Genomic DNA, 12,780 nt, shown 5'->3' with positions numbered 1-12,780 from the left:
GGATCATGCCTGTGGATATTCCCGCTCCGCACGGAATTGCGGTCCGTGCGGATTTCGAGTCCGCCCTGCGGGCCCAGGGCGAGCCGGTGCGCTTTTCCGGCTGGGACTTTGCCGGCGCGGACCTGCGCGGGCTCGAACTCGGCGGATGCGAATTCGCGCGCTGTAAGGGCGGGCGGGTGAATTTTTCCGCCGCCGACCTGACCGAAGCGCGCTTTTCCGGCTGCGACCTCAACAATGCCGTGTGCCGTGGCACCGGTCTTTCGGCCACGATGTTCACGGACTGCAAGATGACCGGGGTGCAGATTGTCGATGCGCGCACGCTCGGCCTGTCCTTCGAACGCTGCCTTCTCATCAGCGCGGCGCTGCACGGGCTGTCGTTCCGGCGCGCGAGCCTCGACCAGCTCGACTTCGCCGGAGCCGATCTCACCGAAGCCGATTTTCGCGACGCGGTGTTCCAGGGCTGCAATCTGCGCGATGCCAATGTCACGGACGCGCGCTTCCAGGGGGCGGACCTGCGGGGCGCGGACCTTGGCGGCCTGCGCCTCGGCGATGCCGGGCGCTTCAAGGGTGCGGTGATTTCCAAGCAGCAGGCGGCCGCGCTGCTTGCCGGGCTCGGGCTGAAGGTGGTCTGAGACCCTTGCGCGCAGCGTGGCGGCGCAGCTTTTGTTTGTAGAGATTCCAGTGTTATGAAAAGGCAACGCGAGCGGTCTCGTCCCAATTGTCGGTGCCCTTGCGTCGCCCCGCGCCGGTGCGTGCGCCATCTGGAATGATCTCAGGCCAAATGACTGCATCTCCTCACACGCGCCCCGTCTCGGTCGGGTTGTTCGTCACCTGCCTGGTCGACACCATCCGTCCCTCCGTGGGCTTTGCCGCCGCGAAGCTGATCGCGGATGCGGGCTGCGAGGTCAGCGTTCCGCGCCAGACCTGCTGCGGTCAGCCGGCGTTCAATTCCGGCGACCGCGTCACCACCCGCGCCCTGGCCGAACAGATGGTCGCGGCGTTCGAGACCTTCGATTACGTGGTGGTGCCGTCCGGGTCCTGCGCCGGGATGATCAAGACCCATTATCCCGAGCTGTTCGTCGGCGAGCCGGACTGGATGCCGCGCATCGCGCGCTTCTGCGACAAGGTGTACGAGCTGGTCTCGTTCCTCGTGGACGTGCGCGGCATGACACGGGTCGATGCCGCTTATGACGGGACGGTCACCTATCACGACAGTTGCTCGGGCCTGCGGGAACTGGGCATCCAGGCCCAGCCGCGCACGCTTCTCGCCTCGGTCGAGGGGCTGGAGCTGGCGGAGATGGCCGATGCCGACGTGTGCTGCGGCTTCGGCGGCACCTTCTGCGTGAAATATCCCGACATCTCCAACGCGATCGTCGAGAAGAAGGCGGCGAATATCGTCGCCAGCCACGCCGATACGCTGCTGGCGGGCGATCTCGGCTGCCTGATGAACATGGCCGGCAAGCTCCAGCGCATGGGCCACGACATCAAGGTGCGCCACGTGGCGGAAGTGCTGGCCGGGCAGGGCGGCGAACCCGCCATCGGCGAGCCGGCGCGCCAGCAAACCGCGGGCAAGCAAACCGCGGGCAAGGAACCCGCGCGCAAGCAAGGGGCAGGGGCATGAGCGTCCAGATCACCTCGCCGCAGTTCAAGGCCAATGCCCGCGAAGCGCTGGCGGACCCGGTGCTGCAGCAGACGCTCTCCAAGGTGGGCCTGGGCTTCATCGGCAAGCGCGCGGCGGCGGCGGCCAATCTGCCTGAGTTCGAGGCGCTGCGCGACAGCGCGCGCGACATCAAGAACCATACCCTGGCCCATCTCGACCTCTATCTGGAGCGCTACGAGCAGCAGGTGATCGCGGCCGGCGGCCAGGTGCATTTCGCCGTGGATGCCGCCGAGGCGCGCGACATCGTCACCCGCATCTGCCGCGATTTGGACGCGAAGACGGTCACCAAGGGCAAGAGCATGATCTCCGAAGAGATCGGCCTCAACGACCATCTGGAAGCCAACGGCATCGCGCCGGTGGAGACCGACCTCGGCGAATATCTGATCCAGATCCGCGGCGAGGCGCCCTCCCACATCATCGCGCCCGCGATCCATCTCAGCAAGGCGCAGGTGGAGGAGGACTTCCGCCGCGTCCATGCCCATCTGCCGCCCGAGCGCAACCTCTCCGAGCCGACCGCGCTGCTGGCCGAGGCGCGGGGCGAACTGCGCCAGAAGTTCCTGGTGGCGGACGTCGGCATCACCGGCGCCAATTTCCTGGTGGCGGAGACCGGCACCTCCATCATCGTCACCAACGAGGGCAACGGCGACCTTACCCAGACCTTGCCGAAGGCGCACATCGTGCTGGCCTCGCTGGAAAAGCTGGTGCCGACCCTGGAGGACGCGAGCCAGATCCTGCGCGTGCTGGCGCGCTCCGCGACCGGGCAGGATATGAGCGTCTACACCACCTTTTCCACCGGCCCGCACCGCCCAGGCGATGTCGACGGGCCGGGCGACTATCACGTGGTGATCCTCGACAACGGCCGCTCCGGCATGCTGGCGGGCCAGTTCCGAGAGATGCTGCGGTGCATCCGCTGCGGCGCCTGCATGAACCATTGCCCGGTCTATCACGCGGTCGGCGGCCATGCGTACGGCTGGGTTTATCCCGGCCCCATGGGCGCGGTGCTGACCCCGGCGCTGATCGGCATCGAGAAGGGCGCCAACCTGCCCAACGCCTCCACCTTCTGCGGGCGATGCGAGGCCGTGTGCCCGGTGCGCATCCCGCTGCCGAAGCTGATGCGGCATTGGCGCGAGAAGGAGTTCGAGCGCCACCTCACCCCGGCGCCGCAGCGCTATGGACTGGCCGTCTGGGCGTTCTTCGCCCGGCGCGGCTGGCTCTACCGGCCGGCGACGCGGCTCGCCATGTGGGGCCTGTCCCTGCTCGGAAAGGCGAAGGGGCGCTTCGCTTCCCTGCCGCTGGCGGGCGGCTGGACCAAATATCGCGATTTCCCCACCCCCGAGGGGGACACGTTCCAGGCCCAATGGCAGGCGCGCCAGCAGGCGCAGGCCAGCCGCGCTGCGGGAGGCGGACGCTGATGACTTCCTCCCGCGACATCGTCTTCGCCTCGGTGCGGCGCGCGCTCGGCGCCACCGGCAAGGAAGCGCCTCGCCGGCAGGAGGTGGCCGACCGCATCGCCGGCCATCCGCGCGGCATCGTTCCCGCCCGCGCCGACCTGCCGCCGGCGGAGCGGCTGGACCTGTTCAAGGCGATGGTGGTCGCCGCCGCCGCCACGCTCGACCATCTGCCGAGCGCTGCCGACGTGCCGGCCGCGATCGCCACGTATCTGCGCGAACGCAATCTGCCGCCCACCATCCTGCGCGGCGCCGACCCGCGCCTCGCCGGCCTGCCGTGGGGCAGCGCGCCCAATCTCGACGTGTGGATCGGCCCCTCTGACGGGCGCCAGCTCGCCGGCCTTTCGCACGCCTTCGCCGGCATCGCCGAATCGGGCACGGTGGTGATGCTCTCCGGGCCGGACAATCCGAGCACGCTCAATTTGCTGCCGGACCACCATCTGGTGGTGGTGGATGCGCGCGACGTGGCGGGCGATTACGAGACCGTGTGGGACCGCATCCGGTGGACTTATGGACCCGGGGTTCTGCCGCGCACGGTCAATTGGATCACCGGCCCCTCGCGCTCGGCGGACATCGAGCAGACCTTGCTGCTCGGCGCCCACGGGCCGCGCAGCCTGCATGTGCTGCTTGTCGGTCCGTCACTTTGACAGCGCCCCGGAGCTTGGTCCAAACCTATCGCGAGGGCGCCGCGACGGGCGGGTGACCAAAGGGAATATGTGCGAAATGCAGGTGCCAGCCTCGGATTGCGACTATCCCTCCGGCCCTCGCTGGTGGCTCGCACTTCTCGCCTGCGTCGTCGTGGTCATGGGGGCGAAGCTCAGCCTGATCTGGCTGTACGGCAGCTCGGTGCCCTATTGGGACCAGTGGAATGCGGAAGGCGCATTGCTGTACAAGCCCTATCTTGAGGGCCACGTTCCGCTCGCCAACCTGATCGCGCTCCATAACGAGCACCGCGTGCTGATGACGCGGCTGCTGGATCTCCTCCTGCTGGAAGCCTCGGGCCGCTGGGACCCGATCCTGCAGATGTGCGTGAACGCCGCCATCCACACCGCCTGCGGCGTGGTGGTGATCGTGCTGCTGCGCCGCATGGTGAGCGCGAGCGCCACCATCGCGCTCACGGCCTTCGTCGCCCTTCTCCTGGCGGTCCCGTTCGGCTGGGAGAACACGCTGGCGGGGTTCCAGTCCTCCTTCTACCTGGCGCTGCTGTTTTCCGTCCTGAGCCTGTGGCTGCTGGCGACGGCCGAGGCGTTCGACGTGCGCTGGTTCTTCGGCGCGCTGTTCTCGCTGATCGCGTTCTTTTCTGTGGGCGCGGGCGCCTGCACGCCGATCGTGGCCGGCGTGATGGTGGCGGCACAGGCGGCGGTCGGCCGCCGGCGGGGCTGGCGCGAATGGGCCGGGATCGGCGTGCTGTTCGTGTTCGGCGCGGTGCTGTTGGCGCTGGTGCCATCGCTGCCGCAACATGCCTCGTTGAAGGCGCAGTCGCTGCTGCAATTCCTCGAGGCCCTGCAGAGCGTTGCGAGCTGGCCGCTGCCGCCGAGCCCGATCACCCCGTTGCTGCTCTATGCCCCGCTGATTTGGCTGACCGTGCGCGTGCTGATGGAGAAGCGTCCGATCAGCGATCCCGCATGGCTGTGCATCGGCATCGGCGGCTGGGTCGCGATGCAGGGGCTTTCTCTGGCCTATGGTCGCGCCCAAGGGGTGGGCGCCTCGCGCTACCTGGACATGACGTCGGTAGGTCTGATGGCCAATTTCGTCGCGATCGCCGCCTTGCTCAGGGATCGCGCGCTGACCCTGCCGCGCCGCGCCCCCGGCCTTGGCTTTGCCGCCGCGTGGCTCGTGATCGTCGCCCTCGGCCTCGGCCACATCGCGCTTACCGTCGTGCCCACGGATGTGATCACCCGCGGGCAGCAGGGAAAGATGCAGGCCGATAACGTGCGGCAGTTTCTCGGCACCGGCGATTTCTCCGCGCTGGCGAACAAGCCGTTCCTGCAGGTGCCGTACCCGGACGCCGAGCGGCTGAGGCAGTTTCTGATGACGATCGAGATCCGCGGCATCCTGCCGGAGGATATCCTGGACGAGCCGGCGACCCATGCCGCCATGCGGGCCCGGCTCAGCTCCAGCGGCATGTTTGCCGGGGCCTTCTGGACCTTGCGCACCTGGGCCCCGTTCCTCGGGCCCTATATCGCGTTCGCCGGAATCGCGCTTTATTTCCTGGCGGGCCTGTCGGGCCCCCTGGTCGCGGCACCGCGCCTGCGCGAGGAAGAGGCGGCCTCGCCGATGTCCCCGGACGCCGCTCCCCTCGCCCCCTGACCCGGTGCGGCGCAACAAAAAGCGGCGCGGCGCGGGTGGCACTGATGCAATCAGGCAACGGATGTGTGGAAACCGCCTCAATCGTGACGAAATTGTGCAGCGTGGAGCGCGCATCTCCGTTGCCCGAGATGCGATTGTTCGGCAGAACACGATAGAAACATGACGGTGAACCCATGACGTCTCGCCTGCGGATTGTCCTGTCGCTGCTCGCGGCGTTCTGCGTGCTTGTCCCCTCCGCGCTGATGCCGGCCCAGGCCCAGAGCCCCAATGTCCGGGTCTATCTCATGCGCGGGCTCGCCAATGTCTTTTCCCAAGGCATGGACGATCTGGCGGGGAAGCTGCGGGCCAAGGGGATCGACGCGACGGTCTATGAATATGGCCAGTGGCCCCAGCTTGCCGATGATGCGGTCGCCTGGTCCAAGGCGCACCGCCGGGCCCCGGTGGTGGTGGTCGGCCATTCGCTCGGCGCCGACGCGGCCATCGAGATGGCGGAGCGCATGACCGCCCTCGGCCTGCCGCCGCGCCTGGTGGTGACCTTCGATCCCGTGGGCGTGACCTCGGTGTCCAACACCGGCGGCCGCTTCATCAATTACTTCCAGAACAACAACGGCTTCGGCAAGAGCCTCGCGATCGGCCCGGGCTTCAAGGGGCAGCTGATCAATCGCAATCTCGACAATGCCGCCACGCTCGATCATTTCAACATCGAGAAGTCGCCAATGCTGCATGCCGAGGTGATCAAGATGGTGCAAGGGCTGGCGGTGCGCCCCAAGCCCAAGCCGGTGGCGCCGCGCGAGCCCGCGCCGAGCGCCGTCCCCGCGCCCTCCATGGCCGCGCCCGCGAATTCGGACCGGGCGGAAGCGGCAGTGGCGACGGCGCCGCAGGTGGCCCGCTAAGGCTCGTCGGAGACGGCCCCCAAGACGCATGATCTGGTCGGCTTGCGATGCAAGCGGATCGACGCGTGCTCTAAAACCCGAGGGCGCGGATCGCGGCGCCGACCAGCACCGCCGCGAGCACCGCGTAGAAATCGTTCTTGGTGCGCCAGGTCACGAGGAAGGCGACGGCGAGCCCTGCGGCCATGGCCTTGTCGCCATGCACCGCGGCCGGCGCGACGATCGCCACCAGCACCGCGCCGGGCAGCGAATCGAGGATGCGGCGCACCCGCGGCGTCACCGGCACCAGCCGCATCAGGAAGAAGCCGGCGGTGCGGTTGAAGATGGTGGCGCCGGCCATCACGCAGATGGCCAGCACCGTGCCGGGATCGAGCGCGCTATTCATCGGTGAAGCCACCGGCGACCGCGCCCGCCACGGCGCCCATGACGATGAACCACCAGCCCGGCACCAGATAGGACGCGCCCACCGACACCACGGCCGCGACCCCCCAGCCGACGGCCTCGCGCCGGCCCTTCCAGTTCGGCACCAGCATGGCGATGAAGAAGGCGGGGACCACCAGATCGATGGCGAACGCCTTGGGATCGGGAATGCCGCCGCCGATCACCTGTCCCGCCACGGTCGAAACCACCCAGACGATCCAGGTGAGCAGGCCGGAGCCGACGAAGAAGCCAGCATCATTGCCTCCATGGGCATGGTAGCGCATGGCGGCCGCCCAATTATTGTCGGCCAGGAACAGCAGCGATCCATAGGCCTGCCATCCCGGAAGCCGTCCGAGCCAGGGACGCATGGAGGCGGCCATCAGGAAATGGCGCATGTTCACGGTGAAGGTGAGCAGAGCGAGCGCTAGCAGGCTCGCCGGGGTCCAGCTCTGGGTCCAGCCTTCGAGCGCCACCATCTGGGCGAGGCCGGCGAACACGAGGCCGCTGGAAAGGGCGGCTTCCGCGGCCGAAAACCCTTTCTGCGCCGCCGCCGCGCCGAAGGCGGCGCCGAACACGGCGATTCCCGGCATCAGCGGCCACATGGCCTTCATGCCGAGGCGCACGCCGGCCGACGTGATGCGGACCGGGGCGGGGCGGGGCTCAGTCATGAATCGCGGCGGGGCAGGGCATGGAACTTTTATGCCCAACGCTGCGAGAGGTACCAACCCGTTTTCGACATGCGCGCTGCGTCAGCTATGCGTGCGCTTGCCGCGCGCGTCCCGATGCCGTGCTCAGGCCGCGCGCGTGGGCGCCAGAACCTCCTCCAGCCCCTCGTCCCAGGGCGGCACCGAGCCGTAGAGCGCGGCGAGATGGTCGATGAACACCCGCACCTTCTGCGGCAGGAAGCGGCGGCTGGGATAGACCGCGAACACGCCGACGCGATGGGAGGCGTGGAAATACGGCAGCACCACCTGAAGCGCGCCGTTGCGCAATTCCGGGCCCACATCCCAGGTGGAGCGCAGCGCGATGCCCACCCCGGCCAGAACCGCCTCGCGCACCACTTCGTTGGAATTGGTGCGCAGCGGGGAATGGACGCGCTGCGTCACCGGCCCGTCCGGTCCCTCCAGCCGCCAGGGGTCCTGCCCGTGGGTGGCGAGCAGCGTGTGGCCGTTGAGATCGGCGAAGCTTTCCGGCACGCCGGCATGGGCAAGATAGGCCGGGCTCGCGCAGAGCACCCGGTGGACCGGGGCGAGGCGACGGGCGACGAGGCTGGAATCGTTGAGGTCGGCGATGCGCACCGCAAGGTCGAAGCCCTCGCCGACGATGTCGACGAACGCGTCGGACAATTCAAGATCGATGGTGAGGTCGGGATTGGCGTTGAGCAGCGGGCCGAGATGGGGCGCGATGTGCAGGCGGCCGAACGAGGTGGGCGCCGACACCCGCAGCAGCCCGCGCGCCTCGGTGGAGCGGCGCGACAATTGGGTCTCCGCTTCCTCGATGGAGGCAAGGATTGCCACCACCCGCTCATAGAAGCCTTGGCCGGCCTCGGTGAGCGTGACCTTGCGGGTGGTGCGCTGGAACAGGCGGGCGCCGAGCCGATCCTCCAGCCGCTGGACCCGCTTGGAGACCACGGGCGGGGAAAGGCCCAGCTCCCGCCCGGCGGCGGAGAGGCTTCCGGCCGTGACGATGCGGGCGAAAATCTCCAGATCCCCGAGATTGCCGATCATGGGCCGGGTATCGGCCGTGGGGCGGCGTTGCGCGGTGGGGCGGGCGGTGGCGCGGCGTATTGTTTCCATCTGCTTTTTTGATTTTAGCCGTAGCGGAAATAATCCGCGACCGCTTTTCGCTGCGAACCCATTATACTTATAAAAAAAGGAAACGGTTCAAGGATGCCGCAATGACGAGCCTCAGGCTTCCGGCAGCGGACGAGACGACCCTCGCCAACCGCGAGAAGATCATCGCCGATCTGCGTGTGATCGTGCCCGGCGAAGGCGTGATCGCGCACGAGAAAGAAATGCGCCCCTACGAATCCGACGGGGTGACCGCCTATAAGCAATTGCCGCTGGTGGTGGTGCTTCCGAGCACCACCGAGCAGGTGGCGCGCGTGCTGAAATATTGCCACGACAACAATGTCCGCGTGGTGCCGCGCGGGGCGGGAACCTCGCTGTCCGGCGGTGCCCTGCCGCTGCAGGACGGCGTGCTGCTCGCCATGGGCAAGTTCAACAAGGTGCTGGACATCGATTTCGCCAACCGCTGCGCCGTGGTGCAGCCGGGCGTGACCAATCTCGGCATCACCCGCGCGGTGGAGCATGAGGGCTTCTATTATGCCCCCGATCCCTCCTCGCAGATCGCCTGCACCATCGGCGGCAATGTGGGCGAGAATTCCGGCGGCGTGCACTGCCTGAAATACGGGCTGACCACCAATAACGTGCTGGGCGTGGAACTGGTGCTGATCACCGGCGAGATCGTGCGGCTCGGCGGCAAGCATCTCGATCCCGGCGCGCTGGACCTGCTCGGGGTGATCGTCGGTTCCGAGGGATTGCTCGGGGTGGTCACGGAAGTCACGGTGCGCCTGTTGAAGAAGCCGGAGACCGCCCGCGCGGTGCTGGTGGGCTTTCCAACGTCCGAGGATGCGGGGGAATGCGTGGCGCGCATCATCAGCGCCGGCATCATTCCCGGCGGCATCGAGATGATGGACCGCGACGCCATCGCCGCCGCCGAGGCGTTCGTGAACGTGGGCTATCCGCTCGACGTCGAAGCGCTGCTGATCGTCGAGCTGGACGGGCCGGAAGCCGAATGCGCCCATCTGCTGGGGGAGGTGACGGCGATCGCCAAGGGCTGCAACGCCTCCACCTTGCGGGTGTCGCAGACCGAGGAGGAGCGGCTCGGCTTCTGGGCCGGCCGCAAGGCCGCCTTCCCGGCGGTGGGGCGCCTCTCGCCCGATTATCTCTGCATGGACGGCACCATCCCGCGCAAGCAATTGCCTTTGGTGCTGGCGCGCATGCGGGAGATGTCGGCCCAATACGGCTTGCGGGTGGCCAATGTGTTCCACGCCGGCGACGGCAATCTGCATCCGCTCATTCTCTATGATGCGAACAAGCCGGGGGAACTGGACGCGGCGGAATCCTTCGGGTCCGACATCCTGCGCCTGTGCGTGGAGGTGGGCGGCGTGCTCACCGGCGAGCATGGCGTGGGCGTGGAAAAGCGCGACCTGATGCCCACCATGTTCAATGAGGTGGACCTTGCCCATCAGCAGCGGCTGAAATGCGCCTTCGACGACCAGAACCTGCTCAATCCCGGCAAGGTGTTCCCGACGCTCCAGCGCTGCGCCGAACTCGGCCGCATGCATGTGAGCGGTGGCCAGGTGCCGTTTCCCGACATTCCTCGTTTCTGAGCGGCCGTCACGGCCAGGAAGTCCCATGTCCGATATCGTGAAAGTCCAGGACGAGGCGGAGATCGCCGAAGCCGTCACCATGGCGCTTGCCGCAGGCAAGACGCTGGAGGTGGTGGGCCACGGCTCCAAGCGCGGCCTCGGCCGGGCAAGCCAGACCGACCGCACCCTCGACGTCTCGGCCGTGCAGGGCGTCACCCTCTATGAGCCGGGGGAACTGGTGCTCTCCGCCCGCGCCGGCACGCCGATTGCGCAGATCGAGGCGCTGCTCGCCGAGAACGGGCAGATGATGGCGTTCGAGCCCATGGATTACGGCCCGCTGCTGGGGGGACCCTCCGGCGCAGGCAGCATCGGCGGCGTGTTCGCCTGCAATCTGTCGGGTCCGCGGCGCATCAGCCACGGCGCGGCGCGCGACCATGCGCTCGGCGCGCGGGCCATCTCCGGGCGGGGGGAAGTGTTCAAGTCCGGCGGGCGGGTGGTGAAGAATGTCACCGGCTACGACCTGCCGCGCCTGCTGGCGGGGTCCTACGGCACCCTCGGCGTGCTCAGCGAGGTGACGCTGAAGGTGATTCCGCGCCCGCCCACGCAGGAAACCCTCGTCGTGTTCGCCTTGGACGCGGATTCGAGCGCGCGCGCCATGAGCGCGGCCATGGGCTCGTCCTGCGAGGTTTCCGCCGCCGCCACCCTTCCTGCGGCCCTCGCACCCCGCCTGCCGCAGCTTGAAACCGACCGTTCCGTGGTGGCTCTGCGCCTGGAAGGGTTCGAACCCTCGGTGAAGGCGCGCCGCGCGATGCTGATCCGCGTGCTGATGCCGTTCGGCGGGGTCGAGGTGCTCGAGGCGGAAGCGTCTGCCGCGCTATGGGCCGGCGTGCGCGACGTGCTGCCGTTCGCGGGCACGCGGGAACGGGCGGTCTGGCGCATTTCCACCCCGCCCATGGCCGGGCCGCATCTTGCGGCCCAATTGGCGCGGGATCTCGACGCAGAGGCCTTCTGCGACTGGGCCGGTGGGCTGGTGTGGGTGCAGATGCCCGATGCCCGGCCCCAGGCCGAGGCGGTGCGCGCCCATCTTGCGCCCCACGGCGGCCACGCGACCCTGGTGCGCGCGGACCCGGCGCAGCGCGCCGGCGCCGTGTTCCAGCCGCTCGAACCCGCCCACGCGGCCTTGAGCCAGCGGGTGAAGGCGAGCTTCGATCCCAAGGGCCTGCTCAACCCCGGCCGCATGTATGCGGGGGCGTGAGATGCATCCCATCTCGATGAACGGCTTCTGTCCTTCCCATAGCGCGGGCGATCGCTGACCCATGCAAACCAATTTTTCCCTCGCGCAGCTGGCCGATCCGCACATCGTCGAGGCGGACAAGATCCTGCGGGCCTGCGTCCATTGCGGCTTCTGCACCGCCACGTGCCCCACCTATGTGCTGCTGGGCGATGAGCTCGATAGTCCGCGCGGGCGCATCTACCTCATCAAGGACATGCTGGAGAACGCGCGCCCGGCCACCGAGGAAGTGGTCAAGCATGTGGACCGCTGCCTGTCCTGCCTCTCCTGCATGACCACCTGCCCCTCCGGCGTGCATTACATGCATCTGGTGGACCATGCCCGTGACCATATCGAGAAGACCTACAAGCGCCCGCTCTTCGACCGGCTGAACCGGGCCCTGCTGGCGGCGGTGCTGCCCTATCGCAACCGCTTCCGCTTCGCGCTCGTGGGGGCGGCGATCGCCAAGCCGCTGGCGCCCTTGTTCGATGCGATCAAGCCGCTGCGCCCGCTGGCGGCGATGCTGCGCCTCGCGCCCGGCCTGCCGCACGGCCCCTCGCACAGCGAAATGCCCGGCGTATTCCCCGCCGAAGGCGTGCGCCATGCGCGCGTGGCGCTGCTCGGCGGCTGCGCCCAGCCGGTGCTGCGGCCGGAGATCGACGAGGCCGCCATGCGGCTGCTCAATCGCTTCGGCGTCGAGGTGGTGCGGGTGAAGGGCGAGGGATGCTGCGGCTCGCTGGTGCATCACATGGGCCGCGAGGAGCAGGCGCTGGCGCTGGCCCGCGCCAATGTGGACGCCTGGACCGCCGAGATCGAAGGCGGCGGGCTCGACGCCATATTGATGACCGTGTCCGGCTGCGGCACCACCATCAAGGATTACGGCTACATGCTGCGCCTCGACCCCGCCTATGCTGAAAAGGCGGCGAAGGTCTCGGCGCTGGCCATGGACATTTCCCAATTCGCCGCGACGCTGCATCTGCCGGCGGCGCAAATGCCCATGGATCACCGCGTGGCCTATCACGCCGCCTGCTCGCTCCAGCACGGGCAGAACATCAAGGGGCCGCCGGTGCAGATGCTGCGCCATGTCGGCTTTGAGGTGGCGGAGCCGTTCGAGAGCCATATCTGCTGCGGGTCGGCGGGCACCTACAACATGCTGCAGAGCGAACTTGCCGGCCAATTGCGCGATCGCAAGGTGGCCAATCTGGAGACACTGGTGCCGCAGATCATCGCCACCGGCAATATCGGCTGCATGACGCAGATCGGCAGCGGAACGGACATTCCCGTGGTCCACACCGTGGAACTGCTGGACTGGGCGACCGGCGGCCCGGTGCCGCTTCCCCTCGCCCGGGCCGGCATCGGCGCCAAGGCGGCGTGAGTAAGCCGGCGCGTCGTCCGTCACTGTTGCCCTC

Annotated in this window: 12 protein-coding genes; 9 read left to right on the top strand and 3 right to left on the bottom strand. The window is 68.1% G+C overall.

What is annotated here, in order from left to right; genetic code table 11:
• Nucleotides 1–5: 5 nt before the first annotated feature.
• The 6 genes from V5F77_RS01130 (at nucleotide 6) to V5F77_RS01105 (ending at nucleotide 6,311) form a co-directional block, all read left to right on the top strand.
• On the top strand, nucleotides 6–632 hold the full coding sequence (locus V5F77_RS01130) for a pentapeptide repeat-containing protein (protein ID WP_429003468.1): 627 nt from the start codon (nucleotides 6–8) through the stop codon (nucleotides 630–632).
• Between the two features lie 149 nt (nucleotides 633–781).
• Entirely contained in the window at nucleotides 782–1,621 is an 840-nt protein-coding gene (locus tag V5F77_RS01125) for a (Fe-S)-binding protein (protein ID WP_429003467.1), read from the top strand.
• Nucleotides 1,618–3,072, top strand: a complete 1,455-nt coding sequence (locus V5F77_RS01120; protein WP_429003466.1) for a lactate utilization protein B — start codon at nucleotides 1,618–1,620, stop codon at nucleotides 3,070–3,072. The genes V5F77_RS01125 and V5F77_RS01120 overlap by 4 nt, the downstream gene beginning before the upstream one ends.
• Nucleotides 3,072–3,755 carry a LutC/YkgG family protein gene (locus V5F77_RS01115; RefSeq protein WP_429003465.1) on the top strand — a complete coding sequence of 228 codons (684 nt, stop codon included), beginning with the start codon at nucleotides 3,072–3,074 and terminating at the stop codon, nucleotides 3,753–3,755. Before V5F77_RS01120 ends, V5F77_RS01115 begins: the two co-directional genes overlap by 1 nt.
• A 76-nt stretch (nucleotides 3,756–3,831) precedes the next feature.
• Nucleotides 3,832–5,418, top strand: coding sequence for a hypothetical protein (locus V5F77_RS01110; RefSeq protein WP_429003464.1), 1,587 nt, complete (start codon nucleotides 3,832–3,834; stop codon nucleotides 5,416–5,418).
• Between the two features lie 173 nt (nucleotides 5,419–5,591).
• On the top strand, nucleotides 5,592–6,311 hold the full coding sequence (locus V5F77_RS01105; RefSeq protein ID WP_429003463.1) for a thioesterase domain-containing protein: 720 nt from the start codon (nucleotides 5,592–5,594) through the stop codon (nucleotides 6,309–6,311).
• Nucleotides 6,312–6,381: 70 nt separating this feature from the next.
• On the opposite strand, the gene V5F77_RS01100 is transcribed toward V5F77_RS01105, so the two are convergent.
• From V5F77_RS01100 to V5F77_RS01090, 3 genes are all read right to left on the bottom strand, one after another.
• On the bottom strand, nucleotides 6,382–6,693 hold the full coding sequence (locus V5F77_RS01100; protein ID WP_429003462.1) for an AzlD family protein: 312 nt from the start codon (nucleotides 6,691–6,693) through the stop codon (nucleotides 6,382–6,384).
• Entirely contained in the window at nucleotides 6,686–7,396 is a 711-nt protein-coding gene (locus V5F77_RS01095; RefSeq protein WP_429003461.1) for an AzlC family ABC transporter permease, read from the bottom strand. The genes V5F77_RS01100 and V5F77_RS01095 overlap by 8 nt, the downstream gene beginning before the upstream one ends.
• A 123-nt stretch (nucleotides 7,397–7,519) precedes the next feature.
• On the bottom strand, nucleotides 7,520–8,455 hold the full coding sequence (locus tag V5F77_RS01090; protein WP_429003677.1) for a LysR family transcriptional regulator: 936 nt from the start codon (nucleotides 8,453–8,455) through the stop codon (nucleotides 7,520–7,522).
• Between the two features lie 170 nt (nucleotides 8,456–8,625).
• Between V5F77_RS01090 and V5F77_RS01085 the strand changes: the two genes are divergently transcribed.
• The 3 genes from V5F77_RS01085 (at nucleotide 8,626) to glcF (ending at nucleotide 12,746) form a co-directional block, all read left to right on the top strand.
• The gene (locus V5F77_RS01085) at nucleotides 8,626–10,122 is read left to right on the top strand and encodes an FAD-linked oxidase C-terminal domain-containing protein (protein ID WP_429003460.1); all 1,497 of its coding nucleotides are present in this window, start codon (nucleotides 8,626–8,628) and stop codon (nucleotides 10,120–10,122) included.
• A gap of 25 nt (nucleotides 10,123–10,147) precedes the next feature.
• The gene (glcE, locus tag V5F77_RS01080; protein ID WP_429003459.1) at nucleotides 10,148–11,356 is read left to right on the top strand and encodes a glycolate oxidase subunit GlcE; all 1,209 of its coding nucleotides are present in this window, start codon (nucleotides 10,148–10,150) and stop codon (nucleotides 11,354–11,356) included.
• A gap of 61 nt (nucleotides 11,357–11,417) precedes the next feature.
• Nucleotides 11,418–12,746 (top strand): glycolate oxidase subunit GlcF, encoded by a 1,329-nt coding sequence (gene glcF / locus V5F77_RS01075; RefSeq protein WP_429003458.1) that lies wholly within the window; start codon nucleotides 11,418–11,420, stop codon nucleotides 12,744–12,746.
• Nucleotides 12,747–12,780: the final 34 nt, after the last annotated feature.

The organism is Roseixanthobacter psychrophilus, from assembly GCF_043195195.1.
In the GTDB taxonomy this organism is placed as follows: domain Bacteria; phylum Pseudomonadota; class Alphaproteobacteria; order Rhizobiales; family Xanthobacteraceae; genus NCEH01.
Note: the sequence above shows the minus strand (reverse complement) of the source record. Positions and strands in the feature narration are given on the sequence as shown.